This window comes from Streptomyces sp. NPDC057900, assembly GCF_042887885.1.
Taxonomy (GTDB): domain Bacteria; phylum Actinomycetota; class Actinomycetes; order Streptomycetales; family Streptomycetaceae; genus Streptomyces.
The window spans coordinates 15735-35986 of the sequence record NZ_JBHVOI010000023.1 but is presented as its reverse complement, the minus strand read 5'-3'; the positions used below and the strand labels follow the sequence as shown (position 1 = coordinate 35986).

Here is a 20252-nt window from a genome sequence, read left to right as displayed (position 1 = left end):
GAGCGGGTACTGCGGCGGCAAGCCGCCGCAGAGCGGACCGCCTTGCGCAAGCGCAAGGCGGGTTCCCGCGCAAGCGCGGGAACAGAATTCCGCAAGCGGAATTCCCGAAGGGAAATGCAATTCGCGCAAGCGCGAATTGGGGTGTCCGCGCAAGCGCGGACACCTGGGCAGGCTGTGGCGCGTGGTGTTGTGTAGGGTTTGGGGTTTCTGGCTTGTTCCTGTAATGGGAGTTGACGGGGTGTTGGATCGGGTGCCGGCCTCGATGCAGTGACGGGTTCCGCTGCGCTCCACCCTGACCCCTCTATGGTTCTCAGGAATGTCCGGTCAAGCTCACAAAACACCCTGCCAGTATGCGTATCAATCCATACTCGCGGGACGGATCCGGTGATGCATGATCCCGAAGTTCGGGCGAGCATTCAAGATAATGCATCACTCATGTTAGCTGTGTAGACATTGGATCCTGACTGCACCCCCTGCCCCGGCCCGAAAACTCCTGAGCCTTCAGAAGGGCGCCGCCATGAATTGCTCAGCCGACGAAAGGGAGCTCAGATATGCGTGTGCCGGAACTCGGCATGCGGAGGTACCGAAGCCGAACGGCCCCCGGGCCGGCCGGCGGAACCGCCCACCGGCACCAGCCACACCTCCATGCTCTTAAGCGTCACGGTCCAAGCCACCCGAGACTCAGTAACGCTGCTACCACCTACGATCCGCACCCGCTCCGCCCCACCGCACGCGAAGCCACCCCAGCCACGATGGGGTCCGGCCGGTGGGCTCCGACTGCGGTGCTGATGGGCGAATCCACGGCGTGGCGGTGCTTGATCAGTGTGGGGAGACGAGGTATCACGCGCGCGCACGCTCTAGAGGGAAGAGCCGTCCGTTTCTGCAGGTCAGAGCGTCGGACTCCGGAAGATATGTCAGCCCTGGACTGACATATCTCGGTCGGGATGTCAGACAGTCCTGACCTAACAGCGTCGTTTGGTGGCACTGCTGCCACCAAACGCGAAATAAGTGTCAACTAGCTGCTCGATGCCCGATCCGCGGCCGGCTGGGGGAGCCTGCCTGTGCGGCGGGCCCAGATTTCGAACGCGACGGTCATGAACGGAGGTACGGCGGCCAGCAGGGCGAAGATCGTGGTGCGGCCCAGCCGCCACTTCAGCCGGATCGCGACCAGGACGGTCAGGGACACATAGACGATGAAGGCGGCGCCGTGGAGGGTGCCGAAGATCCGTACGCCGAGTTCGGTGGTTTCGGGGATGTACTTGAGGTACATCCCGACCAGCAGACCTGCCCACGTGCACGCTTCGATGACCGCGATCCAGGTGAACGCGCGCAGCAGACGCCCGGAGCCGATTTCGGCAGCACGTGCGGCCGCCACGTCGGCGGAAGGCGGTTCGGGGGTGGGCATGGAGGGCGTCTGCGGGGTGCCTGGGCGTGCGGGCCACAGGGCGCGGTCGCCGAGCAGGCGGACGATGGCGGGGACCAGGAGCGGGCGGATGAGGAAGGTGTCCAGCAGGATGCCGAAGGCCATGGCGAAGCCGAACTGGAACAGTTCGCGGATCGGCTGGGTCATCAGGACGGCGAAGGTCGCCGCGAGGATGAGGCCGGCGGAGGAGACGACGCCGCCGGTGCGTGTCAGGGCGGTGGTGATCGCCTTCGCCGTGGGCTGGGTGCGCAGTTCCTGCCTGAACCGGCTCATGATGAAGATGTTGTAGTCGACGCCGAGCGCGACGAGGAAGACGAAGATGTACGCGGTGACGCGGTTGCCGATGCCGTCGTCACCGAGGACGGTCACGGTGAAGAGGGTGGTGGCACCCAGGGTGGCCAGGAACGACAGGATCAGGGTCGCGACCAGGTAGAGCGGGGCAAGGAGCGAGCGAAGCAGCAGGACGAGGACCGCGGTGACGATGGCTAGGACCAGAAGCACGATGAGGGGCGTGTCGCGGTCGAGAGCGGAGCGGATGTCGGCGTTCTGCGCGGTCTCGCCGCCGATGAGCACCGTAGCGTCCTGTATTCCGGCGGCCTGGGCTGCGGATTGTGTGGCCTGCTTGAGGGGACCGATCGCGTCGAGTGCCTTCGAGCTGTAAGGGTCGAGGTCAAGGACGACATCATAGAAAACGGTTCTGCCGTCCTTGCCCATGCGGGGGTCTGCGACACGGCTGACGTGGTCGGCGTCGGTGAGCGCGGTGGCAATGTCGGCGCGTGCGGGGCTGGAGCGCAGGTTGTCCCGGGAGTGGACTACGACGGTACTGGGGGCGATCTCGCCGGGCCCGAATTCCTCTTGGATGAGGTGCTGCCCGTGTTCGGACTCGGTGGAGGCGCGGAAGCCGCTGAGGGTGTTGAAGCTCTCCTGGTAGCCGAGCAGTCCTGCGCTCAGCACCACGAGGAGTGCGATCACGGCCGAGGCCACCTTGACGGGGGCCCGTGCGACCAGGGCGGCGATGCGGTGCCAGATGCCTGCGCCGCGACTGCGTTCGGCGGCCTTGTCCACGCCCCCGGGCCAGAAGACGCCCCTGCCCAGCAGAAGGACCAGGGCGGGGATGAAGGTGAACGCCACCAGCGCCATGACGGCCACGCCCAGGGCGAGGTACGGTCCGAAGTCGTGAAGGGCCGGGGAGACGGCCACGAGCAGGGCGAACATGGCGAGCACGATGGTTGAAGCGCTGGCGAGGACGGACTCGGCGGTGCGGCGTACGGCGGTCTGCATCGCGCGGGCGCGGTCCGGTTCGTCGAGCAGGGTCTCGCGGTAGCGGGCGGTGATGATCAGTGCGTAGTCCGTGCCCACCCCGAACAGCAGCACGGTCATGATCGAGGCGGTCTGGGAGCTGACCGTGATGACTCCGGCGTCCGCGAGGATCGCGCCGAGCGTCTCCGCCACGCGCATGGCCACGCCCACGGCAAGAAGCGGCACGAGCGCCATCAGGGGCGAGCGGTAGATCGCCAGCAGGATGATCAGGACGAGCACGATGGTGGCCAGCAGCAGGACTTTGTCGCCGCCGCTGAAGACCTTCACGGTGTCGGTGGCGATCCCGGCGGGGCCGGTCACCGCGACGTCGGCGGGCCCGGCCCGGTCGGATGCGAGGGCACGCACCTCGTCGACCGCGTTCTGGAAGGACTCCGCCGAAGGGTTTCCCTTGATGGGCACGATGACCAGCTGGGCACCGCGGTCCTGCGAGACCAACTCGGCCGCGGCGTCGGGAGCGGTCACCGTGGAGAGCACGCTCCCGACATGGTGAGGTCGGCTGGTTCCGGAAAGGGCTGAGGTGATGGCGGCGACCGCCTGTGTGGCGCTCGTCGCAGCGTCGGTGCCCTTGCCGCGGACCACGATGATCGCCGGCGTCGCATCCTGGCCCGGAAGCTGGGCGCGGACGAGATCACGGGCCTTCATGGAGTCCGAGGCGGCGGGCGGCAGGTTGGCGGACGCGTTGTCCTCGACGGATTCCAGGGCCGGGGCGACCCCGGCGAGGAGGCCCGTGATCAGAACCCAGAAGGCCACCACCACGGCGGCGCGTTTCTTCGATCCCAGGAGACATCGGAGCAGAGGGGAGGAGGTCATCGGTTGCATCGGGCAGCCTTCGGCAGGAAGCACGGACAGAACTTAGCGACAGGGTGTCTCTAAGTTGTGGCAAGCTAACACGCTCGCTCGGCCTCCCGGGCGTGGGGGTAGGTTGGCGGGAGACGGCACAGCGTCCGAGGTGAAGCGGAGAAAATGCCCAAGATTGAAGCCGGCAGCGTCCGGGAGCACCGGGCCCAGCGGCTCGCGCAGCTGATCGACGCGGCCGAGGAGATCCTGGAAGAGGGCGGCGCCGAAGCCCTCACAGCCGGAGCCGTTGCCGCGCGAGCGGGGATCGCCCGCAACAGCATCTACCGCTACTTCAACTCCATCGACGACCTGCTCGAACTCGTCGTCACCCGCGAATTCCCCGCTTGGATCGACGCGGTGGAGCAGGCCATCGCGGCAGAGACCACGCCTGCCGCCCAGGCCGCCGCCTATGTCAGGGCAAACCTCGAACAGGCCGCTCGCGGCACCCACGGCTGGCTGGCCGCGCTCTCGCGCGACTCGCTCTCCCTGTCGGCGCGGGAGCGGGTGAGAAATCTGCACGTCTCACTACATGAGGCACTCGCCCGCGTCGTGCGCGAACTGGGGCAGCCACAGCCCGAGCTGATCGTGGCGGTGATCCAGGCAGTCGTCGATGCGTGCATCCGCCGAATCGACCAAGGCGACGATCTGACGACCGTGTCCGACTTCGCGGCGGGAGCGACGCGTCGACTGCTCGCGGACGACGCCTTGCCTCAGCACCCTTGACGCAGACCGCTGGCGGCTCACATACGAGCAAAAAAGGCACTGCGGGTACCCACCCCGGCCGACGTCGAACTTCGGCCGCTGGACCGGGTGGGGGGACCCGACTACTCCTCGACGACGACCGGGGCCTCGATCCCGGGTTCGGCCAGGGCAAGGTTCTGCCGTGCGGTGTACTGCTGGTCGGTCGAGACCTGTTGCCAGGGTTTGACGACAGGCGGGGACAGTATCGAAGTGCTCAGCAGTGCTCAGGCTCCACGGCAAGCCACAGTTCGGCGTCGACCTCGGCCTTCTGGGGCGAGAAGCGGGCGCGCAGGATCTCGGGGCCGGTGCGGGTGCGGTATGGGTTCGACGGGAACCACTCGGTGAACACGTCCCGCCACAGTTCCTGGATGGCGTGCGGTGCCGGCCCGGAGGTGGTGAAGACCGCCCAGGTGCCGGGCGGAACCGCCAACGTGGTCGTGCCCTCGAAAGCGGCCGCGGAGGTGATCACGCCGTGGTGGTAGTCGAGGACAGTGCCCTCGGCGCGGCTGGGGTCCATGCCGTCGCAGACCGCTACGATGCCGTGCGGCTCCTGGTCCGAGAGCTTCTCCAGGCGCTCCAGCGTGTGCGGATCGATCCCACGGACAAAATCCATGATCGCCTGGTTCGGCCCCGCATGGACCAGCGGTACCCGCGTCTTAAGCCCGACGACGGTGAAATCCGCCTTGTCCACAACGCGGTATCGCATACTGCTGCTCCCTTCAACGGTGAGCCGGAAGGCCATCCGCGACTGGGAGGTGAGTGCGGCGCCGGTGCGCCGGGCCTCGCCGGGTCCGATGCCGTGCATGGCACGAAATGCTCGCGCGAACGCCTCGCCGGAGCCGTAGCCGTAGCGCACAGCGATCTCCAGCAGCGTCTCGCGTCCCGCGAGTACCTCGGCGCCCGCGAGGGTGAGCCGGCGGCGCCGGACGTACTCCAGCAGTGGCATTCCCGCGAGCGCGGAGAACATCCGGCGCAGGTGGTGCTCCGAGGTGGCGGCGATGCGTGCCAGTTCCCTTACGTCAAGGTCCTGGTCGAGATGGCCCTCGATGTGCTCCATGGCCTGGTTCAGCCGCTCCAGCATGCCCGGCCTCCTTTCCCTTCTCACGACCACCTTGTCAGCGAAGGTCGTGAAGCACGTCTATCGGGCGTTGCGGTCGGTGCCGTCTCCGTCCGGACCGGGGGTGTCCTTTCTCAGGCCCCGGCGGATCGCGATCTCCACGGGTGAGTAGGCGCCGTCGGCCCGCTCCAGTTCGTACGGGGCTGCCGGCATCAGCGGCGGCTGCGCCATGAAGCGTGGCCTCCTCCCGTGGTGCGGTTGCGCCGCGTGCACCAGGAACGGATGGCACAGGAAGACGTCGCCCGAGGACCCGGTCGCGAGGGCGAGTGGCCGGTGGTCGGACGCCGCCACCAGGTCGGGGGCGAGGGTCAGCCCGCTCGCCCCGTCCTCCCCGTACTTCTCCAGCGTCTTCGGTACGTCGAGGTGTGAGCCGACCCGGATCCGGGTCGGGGCGTCCTCCTCGCCGACCTCGCTGAACAGGAACAGCATCAGCAGCGCCCGGCTCCGGGAGCGCAGGTTTGTGAAGTACCAGCTCTCGCCCTCAGGCATATAGCTCCCCTCGATGTGCCAGCCCGCGTCGTCCGGCTCCTCCTTGTGGGGAAAGCGCAGCGGGAACGTGCCCAGCGAGTAGCGCGGCTCCCAGCGTCCCGTGCCGACGAGCAGGTCGTACGCGTGGTGCAGGGACGGGGAGTTGGGAGCGGCGGCAAATGGTCCCTGAGCCATGCCGCCCACCCAGTGCACGGGCTGCGTCCACGTCGACGGGTCGTCCGGGTCGCAGCCCGTCTCCCGCCACAACAGTCGCGCACAGTCTGCGGCCACGCGCGGCGCGACGGCGCCCTCCAACTTCACGAAGCCGTCGCGGAGGAAACAAGAAACCAAGGTCGTGTCATCCATGCGTCCATCGTGCGGCGATGCCTGTCCTGTCACCCGACATTCTCCGCACCGCCTTTGTCGGGTGATCACCCGACGCGGTCGGGCGGCACATGTGGGTTCGCCGGGTTGGTGGTCGTGGCGGTTGGGCGCGGTGATGTCCGATCCGACCGCTGCGCTCCGAGGGTCAGTGCGTCTGCCTGCGCTGCTGCCGCACCTCACGGTCCACGGCCCAGGCGTCGGCGACCGGGCCGAGGTGGGCAAGTTTGTCAGGATTGATGACGGAGTGGATGGTCTGGATCCGGCCGCCGAGGACATCGAGCGCGAAGATGTGCAGGACGTCGCCGTCGCGGTCGCGGAACAGTGCGCCCGGCTGGCCGTTGATGTCGCGCGGCTCGCAGGTGATGCCGGTGCGGGTCATCAGCGGGTGCACGGTGGCCAGCAGCCGGGCCACGTTCTCGGCGCCGGCCACTGCACGGGCCAGCTGCGGGGCCTTGCCTCCGCCGTCGCCGACCAGCTGGACGTCGGCGGCGAGGAGGTTTTGCAGGGCGTCCACCTCTCCGAGGGCCATGGCCTCGAAGAACCGCTTCGCCAGCTCCCGCTGCTCATGCCGGTCGGCCTCGAAGCGAGGCCGACCCTCGCGCATGTGGCGGCGCGCCCGCGCCAGCAGTTGCCGGCAGGCCGGCTCCGCGCGCCCGACCGTCTCGGCGATCTCGTCGAAGCCGAAGGCGAAGACCTCCCGCAGCACGAACACCGACCGCTCCAGGGGGCTGAGACGTTCCAGGAGCAGCAGTGCTGCCATCGAGACCGAGTCGGCGAGCTCGGTCGCGCGGGCCGGGTCCTGGTAGGGGTCCTCCAGCAGTGGCTCGGGGAGCCACGGGCCCGGGTATTCCTCGCGCCGCACCCGGGCGGAGCGCAGTACGTCGATCGCGATGCGGGTCACCGCGGTCGACAGGAACGCCTTGGCTGAGACCGGCCTGGTGGTCGAGGCGTCGTAGCGCAGCCATGTCTCCTGGACCGCGTCCTCGGCCTCGCCGACACTGCCCAGGATCCGGTAGGCGATCGAGAACAGCAGCGGCCGCAGCTCCTGGAATTCCTCAACCTTGCTCACACCTGTACCCCCGATCGATGCCCCCTGGCCTTTCCGATCTTGGCATCGGCAGTGTGGGAACGGGGCGGTTCAGTGGAATCGGCCGGCCTCGTACCCGCCGCCCGGCTGGCGGGTGATGATGTTCAACCGGTTCGCCATGTTCATGAAAGACACCAGCAGCACGAGGGCGGTGAGCTGCTGCTTGTCGTAGTGCTGGGTGGCCCTCTGCCACACCTCGTCGTCGACGCCGGTGTTCGCGTCCGCGGTCCGGGTGCCCTGCTCCGCCAGTGCCAGCGCCGCGCGTTCGGCCTCGGTGAAGACCGTCGCCTCCGGCCATACCGCGACCAGGTTGAGCCGCACCGCGTCCTCGCCGGCTGCGGCTGCGTCCTTGGTGTGCATGTCGACGCAGGCCGCGCAGCCGTTGATCTGACTCACCCGCAGCGCCACCAGCTCCTGCACCGCCGCGGGCAGCGCCGTCTCCTTCAGCGCCCGTCCTGCCGCCATGACGTGCTTGAGGACGTTGCCGGCGTTCGCCTCGGCGAAGTAGTTCAGTCGTGCGTCCATCGTGTGCTCCTCGGGGTCGGTCTGTGGTCAACCCCTGGGACGAGGCCGTCCCCATGCCTGTGACACAGCGCGGAGTGACGTACGTCACCCTGCCTTTCTCCCCCGGGATGTCACAGGCCGGGCGGCCGACTCGTCCCTTACTCGGATGCCTTGATCAAAGCACTTGCCCTCCGTCCGCTCGTCCCAGGAAGGTCACTGGCATGGAGACCCTTCGGTATGTGTTTCTCGTCTTTCACCTCTTCGGTTTCGCCGCGATCCTGGGTGGGCTGTTCTACCAACTGCGGGGCAAGGACCCGGTGACAGGCGGCTACATGGTCGCCAGCGCGGGTGTGCAGTTGGTGACGGGTGCCGGGCTGATATGGACCCGCATGTCCCTGGACCTGCCGGTGATCGACGCGAAGATGTGGGTGAAGCTGGCCCTGGACGCCTTGGTGGCGGTGATCGCGCTGGTGGGCATGCGCAATCGGAAGGCGTGGCCCTTCTACGGTGTGGGCACCTCCACGGCTGCCGCGGTCGTGGTGGCCGTCGTCTGGACGTAGTGGCCCACTCGCACGGAAACAGCGCGAAGCTCACCCGCCGTGCTCGCACAGGCCAACGAGGCTCGGGGGCCGGTCAGTCGCGTTGGGGGCCGATGACGGAGGCGCCGTCGTGCACGGTGATCGCCAGGGCCGGGCAGATGTCGGCCGCGTCCAGGACCCGTTCGTCCGGCTCGATCTCCTCGGCCCGTACCCGGGCGCGCTCGCCGTCCAGGGCGAACACCTCCGGGACCGTTCCGGCGCACATCCCCGAACCCTGGCAGAGCTGGGGGTCGACACGTACGTTCCAGGTCACGGCGCTCACCACTCCACCGGCATGACGCGCGGACCGCGCACCAGCATCTCGGATTTCCAGGTGACATCGCCCGCCAGGCGCAGGTCCGGGAAGGTGGTGATGAGGGCGGACAGCGCCTCCTGGAGTTCCAGCCGGGCCAGCGGGGCGCCCAGGCAGTGGTGGACTCCATGGCCGAATCCGAGGTGCTGGTTGCTCTCCCTGGCGATGTCGAGTACGCCCGGTGCGGTGAATCGCAGGGCGTCGCGGTTGGCGGCACCCACCGCGACCAGGACCGGGCTGCCCGCGCGGACGATCGTTCCGCCGACCTCGACGTCCTCGGTGGCGTAGCGGGGCTGGCCGGCTCCGCTGCCGAGGGGCACGAAGCGGAGGAGCTCCTCCACGGCGTTGGGTACGAGCTCCGGTTCGGCCCTGAGCCTCGCCAACTGGTCCGGGTGGTCGAGGAGGGTGAGGACGAAGTTGGGGATCTGGGACGCGGTGGTCTCGTGCCCCGCGACCAGGATGGCGACGCAGAGGTCGATGAGTTCGAGCTCCGAGAGGCGGTCGCCGTCGTCGCGGGCCTCGATGAGCGCCGTCATCAGGTCGTCCTGCGGCTGCTGTCGGTGCTGCTTGATCAACTCGGCCATGTAGGCGCGTAGTTCGGCGCGGCTGGCGTCGAATTCCTCGGCGGTGAGCGAGCTGGTCGACAGCGCGTCGTCGCTCCACACGCGGAACCGCGGCCGGTCCTCGGTGGGCACGCCCAGCATTTGGCAGATCACGGCGACCGGCAGCGGCAGCGCGAACAGGTCGACCAGGTCGGCGGGTGGTCCGGCCGTCTTCATCTCGTCGAGCAGGGTGGCGGTCAGTTCCCGGACCTGGGGCCGCAGCTTCTCGACCTGGCGGACGGTGAAGGCCTTGGCGACGAGGGAGCGCAGCCGGGTGTGGTCGGGCGGGTCCATGCCGAGGATCCCGCCGTCGCGCTGCCCCTCGGACTGGCGGGGCTCGTCGTGCGAGGCGGCCGCCGCGCGGCTGAAGCGCTGGTCACCGAGGACCAGCCGGGCATCGGTGTAGCGGGTGACCAGCCAGGCCGGTTCTCCGTACGGCAACTGGATCCTCAAGAGGCCCGGTTGGTCGCGGACGCGTTCATAGGCGTCGGAGAGCTGGAGTCCGTCGGGGGTGTTGAAGGGGTAGGCAAGGGGCGCGATATCTGCGGTCGTCACTGCGGCCTCCCGGATGTAAGCAGCTGCTTACAACGGTAGGAGCGTCCTTCCTGGGCAGTCAACGACGCTTTACAGCCGTTATCCTGACGGGCCGTCCGAGAGGAATGCCGCTGTGGAACCCGGTTCCGTCCCGCCGTCAGAAGAGCGCCGCAGGAGTGCCCGGGTCACCCGTCGGCGCCTGCTGGAGGCGGCCCGTGATCTGTTCGCGGAGCGGGGCTACGAGGGGACAACGGTCCGGAGCATCGCCGCGCTGGCCGGGGTCAACCAGGCTCTGCTGTTCCGTTATTTCGGCTCGAAACGGGGTTTGCTGACGGAGGTCGTCGCGCTCGGAGGGCTGGAGCAGTTGCGGGCGACGCCGCCCGAGGAGCTTTTCGAGACCGCTCTGCGTTCGATGCTGAGCCAAAGCGCGGAGGGGACGGAGGACCGTTCCCTGGAGGTCTATTTGCGTTCGGTCGGGCGGGGCGACGAGGCGGCCGGAACCCTGCGGGAGCTGGGGCAGGAGTACCAGAGTGCGCTGGCCGGACTCTCCGGTGCCCCGGACGCGGTGCTGCGGGCGGATCTCGCCATGGCCTGGTTGCTGGGGATCGGACTGATGCGGACGGTCGCCGCGCGGGAGCCGCTGGCCGGTGCCGAGCCGGACGATGTCTGCCGTCTCGTCCTCGGCACGCTCAGCCATCTGTGGTCGGCGGAGCCGGGCGACGGTGAGGTGTAGGCAGGGCCCGCCCGACCAGCAGGTCGTACGCCCGGTGCGGGTTCAGTAATCCAGGTCCAGGTAATCGATGTCGTTGATCTCCACGTCCGACAGTCCTGAAGCGCGGACACCGCCGTCCTGGAAATAGATAGTCCTGAATCCGTCGGCGATGATCCCGCGCATCTCCCGGTCGTCGGCCCCCGCGCTGCGGGCGTCGAAAAGCCGTTGTGCGTAGCTGCCCGGGAGACGGACGGTGAGCCGGCGGAAGCGGCCGTCGTCGGTGGTGCCGATGGGGGCGGTGTAGCCGAACCGGGCCCTGGTCTCCACGGTCATTCCCGTGGTGGCGGCCTGCTTGTGCCGCCGTTTGCGGACCTGGGGCTGCCAGCGGGAGAGGACGGCTTCCTCGATCCTGCGGGCGATGTCCTTGGGCGGGTGTTTCCGGGCGCCGCGCCGGTAGCGGTTGACGGAGTCGGCGGTGATGCCGAGCTCCGCCGCGACGGCCCTGGCGGTGCCCAACTGGCGCAGCAGGTAGTTGATGCGGCCCTTGAGCGTCTTGGGCGGTTCCCGGGTGAAGGCTTCCCGGTCGGCGCGTTCGATGGCGTCGTCGATCTCCCTCACGGCGCTACTCCCCTTCGTCCAGGACGGCGTCGCCGCCCTTGATGTGGCGGGCGGGGTTGAGGTCCTTCTCCATCAGGTCGACCGCCCACAGCATCGGCTGGACGCCCTCCAGCTTCGCCAGGCCCGGGGTGGGGCCGAGGCGGAAGCCGCCGGGCTGCGGCTTGCCGGACGCCGCGTAGGGGAGGAAGTCGAGCGGGCTGTCACCCGGCGAGGGGTAGACGACGCAGTCGGAGAGCACGGCGAGTGGATACAGGCCTGTCATGCGGGCCATGTTCTGCAGTTTGCGGTGCATGTTGACCCGGGCCTTGCTGATGACGGCGGCCCGGATGTCGGGGCGCCAGGTCGGCCGTTCGAGGGAGGGCCACCGGTCTCCCTCCTTGTACGACTTGCCCTGCGGGCGCTCCCTGAGCTTGCCGACGCCGCCCTTCACCGTGGCCTTGATCGCGGACAGGACGGCGGCCAGGGCCGGGTCGAGCTGCTTGTGCCGCTCCATCGCGGCGAGGAACTGGCGGTCGTCCAGGTCCCGGGTGACGCCCAGGTCCGCCAGGGTGTCGACGTACGCCGTCTTGAGGCGGTCGTGCCACGGGTCGAGGTACGCGCCGGTCTCGCGGCGCAGGTACGCCTCGATCGGGTGCACGTCGTGCCCGAGCTCCTGGGCGTAGGCGACCGTGTGGGTCTGGTACCAGGCCGGGCCTGTGGGGCGGGTTCCGTCCGGGGTGAACGGGCTGGGCAGGCGCGGGTCGGATTCGATGTGGGAGAGGTCGACCAGCCAGCTGCCGGGGATCTTCGGGTTGAACTTCGGGCCGTTGAAGTGGTCGGGGCCGGAGAGGCCGACGACCAGCCGGGCCGCGGCGGCGAGGAACGCGGTGTTGAGGTCGAGGCCGACCGCGTACGGCAGTGTGCACTCCTCGTCGGTGAGGGAGTCCACCGGCCGCACCCATTGGTATGCCTCCTCGTTCAGGAAGCCGCCGGTCCAGCCGCTGTTCACGACGACGGGGTGTTCCGGGGTGGCTTCCGGCGGGGCCGGGTCCATCGGCTCCGTACCCAGTGAACCGGCGTTGTGGCCGGACACCCAGTTCCCGGTCTCCGGGTCCTGTACGGCCTTCGTCGGCGGGCGCAGCGCCGTCATCAGTTCCAGTCCGGAGACCGCGGTGGAGCCGCGCGGGGTGATGACGCGCTGGGCGTAGATGCCGAGGACGCGGGCGATGTCGGCCGGTTCCATGTCCGTGACGCCGGGCCAGGACCGCTCGTCGAGGGCGTCCCAGGACAGGAGCGCGAGCTGCACGCACTGCCGGTCGCGGCCCTGGACCTTGCGGTAGATCCGCGCCCACGGGCCGAATCCGCGGCGGGTGAGCTGCCATCTGGCCTTCGCGATCTGCTTGACCACGGGGTGGTCCTCGGGCAGGCGCAGTGAGCGGCGCTGTTCGTGGCCCTCCAGGTGCTCCGGGAGTCCCAGTCTCACGGCGGCTGTCGCGGTGAGCGCGATCAGGGGGTCGGAGTCCTTGCCGTAGCGGTTGAGCCGGGCCGCGCCGAGGCCGGATTCGTTGAGCGTCCACTCCACGAGTTCCGGGACCGTGCGGGCGGGGCAGTCGAGCACGATGCCGTCGGCGCCGTACGCGGAGCCGTCGCCGTCCAGTACGGCGAGCGGGCCGTGCGGGAAGCGCGGGTCCTGGGCGGGCTGTGCGGGCTTCCTCGCCGTCGGGTTCTTCGCCGTCGGGCGCTGTACGGCCGCGGCGGGAGGCGCAGCCGTACGGGCCGGCTGTTGCGGTGCGACCGGTGCGACCGGTGCGACCGGCTCCGGGGCGGGCGCGGTGGGCTCCGGGGCGGGCGGCTGCGGCTGCGGTGGGGTGGCCGGGGTGGGCTGGGGGACGGGGGTGCCGTGGGCGGGGTACTTGGCCGCCCAGCCGTTCAGCAGCCGCTGGTACGCCTCCAGGCGCGGTGACCTCGGCTCGGAGCGGCCGTTCTCGTAGTTCTTGACCGACTGCGTCGTGGTCTTCAACGCGGTGGCGAGACGGGCCTGGGTGATGCCGGCGGCCTCCCGGAGACGGGCGCGCTCCGCGGGAGGCGGGAGCTGAGGCTCCTCGTCCAGCAGTGCGTCGATGTTCGCGAACAGCTCTTCTTCGGATGCCATGTGGTGGATCTCCTCCCGCGCGGCCACCGTAGCACTAGCACTTTACCCTTGGCTTTATCCCATTTTTTAACCCGCCCCGCCGTCCTGTCGAGGCGCAGAAGCAGGCCGAGCAGGGTCGGAACGGAACCGATTCGTACCGGAAAGGGATGCCGGAGCCAGCTGCGCCACCTCCATTTCGGGGTGAAGCCGGGCGACCAAGTAACCCAGTTCTTACCAGAGTTGAAGTGGATATGATCGCGGACATGCCTATCGGATACGTGGCGTCCACCGCACTCTTGACCTGGTGCGCCTTCTTCGCCGTCGTGGCGCCGCGGCGGCCCCGAATTCCGGCGAACCTGAGCTTCTGGTTCGGCATGGTCCTCAACGAGGTGCCGGTCATGGGCATCATCGCCGTACTGGCCTCCACGGCCCTGGCTCAGGGGCAGGGCGATCTGGAGACGACGGGCGGCAAGGTGACAGCCGTGATCGCCCTCGCCACCATCCCCTTCCTGGCCGTGGCCGCCTGGCACGGCCTGGGGGCGGGCCGGCTGGTCGCGCGCGCCGTCGACGAGGGGCTCGGGACCGGCCGGCGGGAGCGCGTGGGCGGGACGCCGCGCCGCCGGTCCTGGCCCCGCCTCCTGCTGCTGCGGCGCCTGTCGCGCCGCCTCGACGTGAAGCGGGTCGCCAACCTCAGTTACGGGGACGCCGGCCGCCGCAATCTGCTCGACGTCTACCACCGCCGCGACACCCCGCCGAACGCCCCCGTCCTGATCTATTTCCACGGCGGCCACTTCACCGGCGGGGCCAAGAGCCGAGAGGCGCGGCCCCTGCTCTACCGGCTCGCCAGGCAGGGCTGGGTGTGCATCAGCGCCAACTACCGGCTGCGTCCTCAGACCGACTTCCCCGGCCACCAGATCGACGCGAAGAAGGCCATCGCCTGGGCCCGCGAGCACGCCTGCGAGTACGGCGCCGATCCGTCGAAGCTGTTCCTGGCGGGGAGCTCCGCCGGATCCAACATGGCGGCCATGTGCGCGCTCACGCCGAACGACCCGGAGTACCAGCCCGGATTCGAGTCAGCCGACACCTCGGTCTCCGGAGCGATCTGCCTCTACGGCTTCTACGGCTACTTCTTCGGCACGGAGCCCGACGTGCCGCCCTCCCCGAACCAGCCGTACGCCTACCTCAACCCCGGTGCGCCACCGTTCTTCATCGCGCACGGCACCAAGGACGCGCTGGCGACCGTCGAGGGTGCCCGGTACTTCGTCGACCGGCTGCGCCGCGTCTCGGGCAGCCCGGTGGTCTACGCCGAACTGCCGGGCGCGCAGCACGCGTTCGACCTGTTCCACTCCGCGCGCACCGAGGCCGTCGTGGATGGCATCGAAGGGTTCACCTCCTGGGTGCTGGCCACATCGGGGCGCGCTCCCGATCCGGCGCTCTAGGCATCTCGTGGCGCACACCTGCCTGAAGATGGCCCTCGCCGGTGTCATCAGCGGCCAGCACCACCGAGCCGGCCGTGCGGCGACAGGATTGCGGGACAGCCCTCAGCCGAGGGGCGGGCGGGCGACCTTCTCGTCCAGCGACTTGGGGAGGACGTAGACGTCGGTCGGGTACTCCTCGGGCTTGGTGAACAGCTCAAGCCGGGCGAGGGGCTGGCCCGCGAAGCTGTTGGACATCACGAACAACGGGTTGCCGGTGGCGTTGCCCAGGTCCGGCAGGCGGCCCTCGGACAGTACGGTCAGGACCTTGCCGTCGGGGAAGGTCCAGGTGTGGACCTGCGGTTTGACCTCGTCCTTGACGATGCCGTCGATGGCGGCGAGGCCCGCCATGTCGATCTCGTTGTCGAAGTGGCCGATGTTCCCGACGATCGCCTGGTGCTTCATCCTGGCCATGTCCGCGGCCATGATGATGTCCTTGTTGCCCGTCGTCGTGACGAAGATGTCGGCCTGCTCCACCACGTCGTCGAGGGTGGCGACCTGGAAGCCGTCCATCGTGGCCTGCAACGCGCAGATCGGGTCGGTCTCGACCACGATCACCCGGGCGCCCTCTCCCCGGAGGGATTCCGCACAGCCCTTGCCCGCATCGCCGTAGCCGCAGACGACGGCGGTCCTGCCGCCGATCAGCACGTCGGTGGCGCGGTTGATGCCGTCGATGAGGGAGTGGCGGCAGCCGTACTTGTTGTCGAACTTCGACTTCGTCACCGCGTCGCTCACACTGACCGCCGGTATTACGCGGTGTCGACGCCCTGCTCTCAGCAGCTCGTCGAGGACCGCGTCACTGAACTGGTCAGCGATCTTGTCGGGGTGGCCCTCGGTCACTGATTCCGAGGTGAACAGGCGACGGGGCATGGCTCTCCAGAAAGGTGCGGGGTCGGACGGTGGGCGTGTACGGGCTCGTCCCGCAAGGTCCGCGGCGGCTCGCGGTACTGGAGCAGCCGCCGGTCACCGGGAAGTGCGCACGTCGATCGCCCCTCCCACTGTCGCCCGGTCCGCTTGAGAAGGGTTAAAGGTGCACTCGACCTGGGGTCCTGTGGGGGGATGGGGCCGGGTCAAGAAGCCGTAGGACCGGTTGCGCGGACGAGTCCGTCAGCTGCTGACGGGGGCGATACGGGCCTGGTCCGACGCCGGGGAGACGCGGTGTGAGCCGATGGCGGCCACCGTTTCGGCGAGGCCCACGGCGAAGGCGTCGGCTGGATCGGGGCGCGAGTGAGACCCGAGCGGACCGCGAGGGGAATCCCAGCGTCCTGCCGCCGTGTGCCGGTCCTCGCGCGGTTCAGGCCGCCGGGGACGACACGGCGGCGACAGCGGTGGGCCTCGACCCGGCCGGTACCAGGAAGTCCCGGTACTCGCTGACCTCGCCCTGCGCGTCGAAGCGGAACTCCGCGATCAGGCAACGGGCGACGGGGCCGCCCGTGAGCGTGATGCGGGCGGTCACCCGGTCGTTCTCCGCGACCACCGACTCGTACCGCGCCGCGTGGTGACCGGCGGCGAGCAGGGCTCGGGCCAGTGCCTTGTTGCGTTCCTGGACGGCCTGCGTGCTCAGCAGCCGGGACAGGTCTCCGCACAAGGAGTCATGTGGTGTTGCGTCCATTCCAGGACCTCCCGTCCCCTGCGGCGCACCACGGCGGGCACCGCTTCCCGACCGTGTCACACGGAGGTCGGGCGCCGATCGAGTGCCGATCGAGTGCCGGTACAGCCGAGGGTCCCCGTGACCCGCCGTACCGGTCACGGGGAGGGGCCCATGGGTATGCGGTGGCTCAGGAGCCGGCCGGGACTATCTCCGCTGTGCCCTGCGACCGGCTGGTCTTCTCCCCCACCGCGCCCGGCGCGACCGTGCGCGGGTCGACCGCTTCAAGGGGCGAGCCGACCTTGTAGGGGCACTCGGGGTCGTCGGGCCGGTTGGGGCGGTCGTGCGGCAGCAGGTAGAACGTACGGCGGGCGAACAGGCCGCTGTCGGCGCTGCGGGGCGCCTTCGGGGCGAGGTTCGTATAGCCGATGAGACGGCCGTCACGCTCGTACCGTGGCTTCCCCTTGCGCGTGTTGACCTTGTCCAGGGCCTGACGGACGTAGTCGAGGTCGCTCGGGTCCTCAAGCCACACGATCTCGACCTCCTGGGCAACATCGCCTTCCTGGGGCAGCGCGCTCATCGGCCCTCCTGCGTGTGGGTGGCCGCGGGTCGGCCTGGCGGTGTGTCGTTCAAAGAGCTTGTGCCCGGTCGGGCGGTGCGGAACCGTCCGGGGCAACGGCCCCTATCGTACGGTCGCCCGGCAGGAGCGGGCAGGGCGCGTGGCGTCGCTGTCATCGGGCGCCCCCTTCGGAAGCGCCGTCGGGGAGCAGCGCGAGACCCGGGTAGAGCTTGGTCGCGTTGTTCTTGATCATTTCGGCGGGTGAGGCCAGACCCAGTTCCTGACGGATCCGGCCGGCGAAGGCGCGCGGCGTGGAGGAGCGGATGCCCTCGTCCGAGCACCATCGGCCGTAGGCCTCGTACAGCAGTTTCTGCTCGACGCGCAGATCGCGGTCTCCCTCGCCCTTGGTGCAGCGTTCGGTGAGGAACCGGCCGATGTGGTCCTCCGTGGTCTCGTACGCCGCTGTCGCGACCCGTACGGAGGCGGGGCCGGTGAGCGGGTCCCGGGTGGCCAGGTAGCGCTGGGCGCCTTCGATGAGCCACTGCAGAATGCCGGGGCCCTCGTCGGCGACGAGTTCGGCGGCGAGGTTGTCGATCTTCCGCTCGTCGGGAACGCGCCGTTCGAAGGGGATGATGCGCATGCGGCGCCAGAACGCGTGACCGCCCGTGCCGACCTCCGGGCGGTGGTTGCCGAGCAGCCAGAGTTTGTGGGTGGGCGTGAAGGTGAAGAAGTTCTGCCGCATGCGGCGGGCGGTGATGGTGTCGCCGCCGGTGAGGAGCTTGACCCTGGCCTCGTTGAACTTGTCGTTGGGCTTGAGCTCGCTGCACACCACGATGCGCCGGCCGTGCAGTTCGGTCAGCTCGGTGGAGTGTTCGGTGAACTTGCCCTTCTCCATGAGGAATCCGGGCGGTGCGGCGTTCGCGTAGTCCCCCAGGATCTGGGTCATGACCTCCAGGAGCACGGACTTGCCGTTGGCGCCCGAGCCGTACAGGAACGGCAGTACCTGGGCGCCGACGTCGCCGGTGATGGAGTAGCCGAGCAGCAGGTGCAGGAAGCGCGTGGTCTCCAGGCCCTGGTCGTCGTCGCCGAAGGTGTCGCGCAGAAAGCTGTCCCACCTCGGGACCGGCGTCTTGAGCGGGGCGACGGTGGTGGCGCGCGAGTGCATGTCGGTGAGCGGGTTGGGCCTGCGCAGCAGGCCGGTGCGCAGGTCCACGACGCCCGCGGGGGTGCACAGGGCGTACATGTCGCCGTCGAGGACGTCGGGGTACAGGCGCAGGCTCGGTGCTGCCTGCGCCTGGAACAGGAGGGCCTTGACCCCGGCGGTCGACTCCGAGTGGCGGCGGTGCCCGGCCAGCTGCCGGTCCATGAAACGGCCGGTCGGGTCGTGGTCCGCGTACTGTTCGGCCATCTCCCCCGCGGCCCAGACGGCTGCCTCCTCGCCACCGGTGAGTTTCCACCGGTACCTGTCCCAGGAGTGCCAGCCCATTCCGATGACGTACCGGAACCGGTCCCGGTACAGGCGCGCGAACAGCTTCGCGTTGCCCCGGTCGGTGAGGGCGGTCGGCAGCAGCCCGGCGGGCTCCGCGGGGTGCTGGGCCGGGGCCTCGTTCTGCTGGGCGGGGAGGCTGGGCTGCGGCAGGTCCAGATCGAGATCGAGGCTCTGCTGATGAATCTGCCTGGCTGCGGCTTCGGCATCGAAGCGTACGGGCTCGACGCTCATGAGCTTCCTCGCGGGTGGAGCGGGCGCTGGGCGCCGGCGGACAGAGCGGATTCGATGACCATGAGATTGCGACGTTCCTGGTGCGGTCGGGCGGTACGGGCAGTCTCCGCAAGCAGGCTGCGCGCATCGGCCCCGGACAGGTGGCCGCCTTCGACGAGGCCACCCGCGGTATAGGCGGCCCGGTTGAGTTTCTCGGTGAAGCTCGCTCCTTCGCTGACGGTTCGACAGGCGGCGACCTCCGCGAGCAACGGCTCCAGGAGCCGTTCCGCGGCCTTCGTGGCGGGCCGTGAGCGGCGTTGTATTGGGGCCGGGACCCCGGCTCGCGCGATGGGCGGGTTGACCGCGTCGGGGACGTGCCCTGTTCGTTTGAGCTCGGCCGCGAGCCAGGCGGGCAGTGGGGCGGGTTCCCGTACGGCGCTCACGGGGACGTAGCCGCCTGCGGTGGTACGGACGCCCGGGGCCACGATGTAGCCGTTGTCGGAGCGGACGTCGACCTGCCAGGCCAGGGCCGTTCGCGGGCTGGAGCCGGTGGACGAGCGGTAGCGGGTCGCCGGGTGCGGGTTGCGGTACCAGATGTGGAGCCCGCCGGACGGGGTCCGCACGCGCAAGGTGGTCTCGTCGGCCGCCGGATCCTGCTCGCCTCGCAGGGCGGCGAGCAGCGCGAGCGTGTCGAAGCCCGTGGCCAGGCCCGCAAGGTCCACCTGGGGCCCGATCGGGATGCCTGGCAGGAGCCTGGCCCTCTCGGGCACTTGGGCCGCGTGGGCGTCGACATCGAGGATGACCAGGTCGGCGGGGCCGCACGAAACGCCCACCCCGAAGCGGGGCTGTGCGCTCCACCAGGCGTCGATGAGCTCGGGGGCCGTGGTCGCCGCGTGGAAGCCGTGACACCAGCGGCCCGCGTTTCTGCACGGGCAGGTGGCCGGGGCGTGATGACTTTTGCAGTCGGCGCAGTTGGCGGGCGGCGTCTTCTGTGCCGGGGCGAGCGGGTGTACCGGCCAGCCCGCGCGGGCGCACCAGCGCGCGATCGTGTGCCCGTCCGCCGGCCGAGAGGCAGCCGGCGGGGTGGCCGAGGCGTGGTCGGGCAACTTTTGGTCCTTGTCGGGCTCTTCGCGTGCGGGTCTTGTCCCTCGCCTCCATCCATCCCGCGCCGGACGGGACTACGGGACTGAAGGGACTGAGCTTTCGAGTCAGCCGAACAGAGCGTAGCCCACCCCGGAGGGGTGCAGGGGAGGGAAAACCGCGTGTCGCGGAAAATGAGTCCCGTCAGTCCCGTGCCTCCGCCCGGTGGGTCGGTGACCCGCGTTTTGTTCAGTCCCGTGAGGGGCTGAAGCGTTCAGTCCCGTTCAGTAAAAGTGCAGGTCAGAGAAGTATCCCGCAAGCCAACGGGACTGACGGGGCTGGACCCTGTAGTTATCAGCTACAGAGAAAAAAGGAGTCATGCGCGTGCGCACGCGTGTTCCTATATTTTCTTACACAGCTGATAACTACGAGGTCCAGCCCCGTCAGTCCCGTTGTTCTTCAGGAAAACGCTCTGACCTGCACTTTTGTGCGGGACTGAACCA

Annotated in this window: 17 protein-coding genes and 1 pseudogene; 4 read left to right on the top strand and 14 right to left on the bottom strand. The window is 69.2% G+C overall.

What is annotated here, in order from left to right; translation table 11 throughout:
* Positions 1-1015: 1015 nt before the first annotated feature.
* Entirely contained in the window at positions 1016-3553 is a 2538-nt protein-coding gene (locus ACFVQ0_RS36675) for an MMPL family transporter (protein ID WP_390093534.1), read from the bottom strand.
* A gap of 153 nt (positions 3554-3706) precedes the next feature.
* Here ACFVQ0_RS36675 and ACFVQ0_RS36670 point away from each other — a divergent pair, with 153 nt between their 5' ends.
* Positions 3707-4303, top strand: coding sequence for a TetR/AcrR family transcriptional regulator (locus ACFVQ0_RS36670; protein WP_390093533.1), 597 nt, complete (start codon positions 3707-3709; stop codon positions 4301-4303).
* Between the two features lie 232 nt (positions 4304-4535).
* Here the strand turns inward: ACFVQ0_RS36670 and ACFVQ0_RS36665 are convergent, their stop codons facing one another.
* From ACFVQ0_RS36665 to ACFVQ0_RS36650, 4 genes are all read right to left on the bottom strand, one after another.
* Positions 4536-5402: a helix-turn-helix domain-containing protein gene (locus ACFVQ0_RS36665; protein WP_390093532.1), complete on the bottom strand. Its 867-nt coding sequence runs from the start codon at positions 5400-5402 to the stop codon at positions 4536-4538.
* A gap of 57 nt (positions 5403-5459) precedes the next feature.
* Entirely contained in the window at positions 5460-6272 is an 813-nt protein-coding gene (locus ACFVQ0_RS36660) for a phytanoyl-CoA dioxygenase family protein (RefSeq protein WP_390093531.1), read from the bottom strand.
* Between the two features lie 163 nt (positions 6273-6435).
* On the bottom strand, positions 6436-7359 hold the full coding sequence (locus ACFVQ0_RS36655; RefSeq protein WP_390093530.1) for an RNA polymerase sigma-70 factor: 924 nt from the start codon (positions 7357-7359) through the stop codon (positions 6436-6438).
* 69 nt (positions 7360-7428) lie between these two features.
* Positions 7429-7902, bottom strand: a complete 474-nt coding sequence (locus ACFVQ0_RS36650) for a carboxymuconolactone decarboxylase family protein (RefSeq protein ID WP_390093529.1) — start codon at positions 7900-7902, stop codon at positions 7429-7431.
* Between the two features lie 200 nt (positions 7903-8102).
* On the opposite strand from ACFVQ0_RS36650, the gene ACFVQ0_RS36645 reads away from it, so the two are divergent.
* Positions 8103-8441: a hypothetical protein gene (locus ACFVQ0_RS36645; protein ID WP_390093528.1), complete on the top strand. Its 339-nt coding sequence runs from the start codon at positions 8103-8105 to the stop codon at positions 8439-8441.
* 73 nt (positions 8442-8514) lie between these two features.
* Here ACFVQ0_RS36645 and ACFVQ0_RS36640 read toward each other — a convergent pair whose 3' ends face one another.
* Positions 8515-8733 carry a ferredoxin gene (locus ACFVQ0_RS36640; protein ID WP_390093527.1) on the bottom strand — a complete coding sequence of 73 codons (219 nt, stop codon included), beginning with the start codon at positions 8731-8733 and terminating at the stop codon, positions 8515-8517.
* A gap of 5 nt (positions 8734-8738) precedes the next feature.
* A complete protein-coding gene (locus tag ACFVQ0_RS36635) occupies positions 8739-9929 on the bottom strand; it encodes a cytochrome P450 (protein WP_390093526.1) in 1191 nt (396 codons plus the stop codon).
* Between the two features lie 112 nt (positions 9930-10041).
* Between ACFVQ0_RS36635 and ACFVQ0_RS36630 the strand changes: the two genes are divergently transcribed.
* Positions 10042-10641, top strand: a complete 600-nt coding sequence (locus ACFVQ0_RS36630; RefSeq protein WP_390093525.1) for a TetR/AcrR family transcriptional regulator — start codon at positions 10042-10044, stop codon at positions 10639-10641.
* 42 nt (positions 10642-10683) lie between these two features.
* Here ACFVQ0_RS36630 and tpg read toward each other — a convergent pair whose 3' ends face one another.
* Positions 10684-11238 (bottom strand): telomere-protecting terminal protein Tpg, encoded by a 555-nt coding sequence (gene tpg / locus ACFVQ0_RS36625; protein ID WP_390093524.1) that lies wholly within the window; start codon positions 11236-11238, stop codon positions 10684-10686.
* A gap of 4 nt (positions 11239-11242) precedes the next feature.
* A complete protein-coding gene (gene tap / locus ACFVQ0_RS36620; protein WP_390093523.1) occupies positions 11243-13369 on the bottom strand; it encodes a telomere-associated protein Tap in 2127 nt (708 codons plus the stop codon).
* A 242-nt stretch (positions 13370-13611) separates the two neighbouring features.
* On the opposite strand from tap, the gene ACFVQ0_RS36615 reads away from it, so the two are divergent.
* Entirely contained in the window at positions 13612-14787 is a 1176-nt protein-coding gene (locus ACFVQ0_RS36615) for an alpha/beta hydrolase (RefSeq protein WP_390093522.1), read from the top strand.
* A gap of 117 nt (positions 14788-14904) precedes the next feature.
* Here ACFVQ0_RS36615 and ACFVQ0_RS36610 read toward each other — a convergent pair.
* The 5 genes and pseudogenes from ACFVQ0_RS36610 to ACFVQ0_RS36590 form a co-directional block, all read right to left on the bottom strand.
* Positions 14905-15750, bottom strand: a pseudogene (locus ACFVQ0_RS36610) (adenosylhomocysteinase); the annotation flags it as partial.
* A 367-nt stretch (positions 15751-16117) separates the two neighbouring features.
* A complete protein-coding gene (locus ACFVQ0_RS36605; RefSeq protein WP_390093521.1) occupies positions 16118-16435 on the bottom strand; it encodes a hypothetical protein in 318 nt (105 codons plus the stop codon).
* 166 nt (positions 16436-16601) lie between these two features.
* Positions 16602-16991 carry a DUF6009 family protein gene (locus ACFVQ0_RS36600; RefSeq protein ID WP_390093520.1) on the bottom strand — a complete coding sequence of 130 codons (390 nt, stop codon included), beginning with the start codon at positions 16989-16991 and terminating at the stop codon, positions 16602-16604.
* Between the two features lie 151 nt (positions 16992-17142).
* Complete coding sequence (locus tag ACFVQ0_RS36595) at positions 17143-18690, bottom strand: phage/plasmid primase, P4 family (protein ID WP_390093519.1); 1548 nt, start codon at positions 18688-18690, stop codon at positions 17143-17145.
* On the bottom strand, positions 18687-19775 hold the full coding sequence (locus ACFVQ0_RS36590) for a bifunctional DNA primase/polymerase (RefSeq protein WP_390093518.1): 1089 nt from the start codon (positions 19773-19775) through the stop codon (positions 18687-18689). Before ACFVQ0_RS36590 ends, ACFVQ0_RS36595 begins: the two co-directional genes overlap by 4 nt.
* Between the last annotated feature and the right edge of the window lie 477 nt (positions 19776-20252).

Excerpts from the sequence above, each read along its gene's own strand:
- ACFVQ0_RS36675 (WP_390093534.1), bottom strand. The coding sequence starts at position 3,553 with ATGACCTCCTCCCCTCTGCTCCGATGTCTCCTGGGATCGAAGAAACGC.
- ACFVQ0_RS36670 (WP_390093533.1), top strand. The coding sequence starts at position 3,707 with ATGCCCAAGATTGAAGCCGGCAGCGTCCGGGAGCACCGGGCCCAGCGG.
- ACFVQ0_RS36665 (WP_390093532.1), bottom strand. The coding sequence starts at position 5,402 with ATGCTGGAGCGGCTGAACCAGGCCATGGAGCACATCGAGGGCCATCTC.
- ACFVQ0_RS36660 (WP_390093531.1), bottom strand. The coding sequence starts at position 6,272 with ATGGATGACACGACCTTGGTTTCTTGTTTCCTCCGCGACGGCTTCGTG.
- ACFVQ0_RS36650 (WP_390093529.1), bottom strand. The coding sequence starts at position 7,902 with ATGGACGCACGACTGAACTACTTCGCCGAGGCGAACGCCGGCAACGTC.
- ACFVQ0_RS36645 (WP_390093528.1), top strand. The coding sequence starts at position 8,103 with ATGGAGACCCTTCGGTATGTGTTTCTCGTCTTTCACCTCTTCGGTTTC.
- tap (WP_390093523.1), bottom strand. The coding sequence starts at position 13,369 with ATGGCATCCGAAGAAGAGCTGTTCGCGAACATCGACGCACTGCTGGAC.
- ACFVQ0_RS36615 (WP_390093522.1), top strand. The coding sequence starts at position 13,612 with ATGCCTATCGGATACGTGGCGTCCACCGCACTCTTGACCTGGTGCGCC.
- ACFVQ0_RS36605 (WP_390093521.1), bottom strand. The coding sequence starts at position 16,435 with ATGGACGCAACACCACATGACTCCTTGTGCGGAGACCTGTCCCGGCTG.
- ACFVQ0_RS36600 (WP_390093520.1), bottom strand. The coding sequence starts at position 16,991 with ATGAGCGCGCTGCCCCAGGAAGGCGATGTTGCCCAGGAGGTCGAGATC.
- ACFVQ0_RS36595 (WP_390093519.1), bottom strand. The coding sequence starts at position 18,690 with ATGAGCGTCGAGCCCGTACGCTTCGATGCCGAAGCCGCAGCCAGGCAG.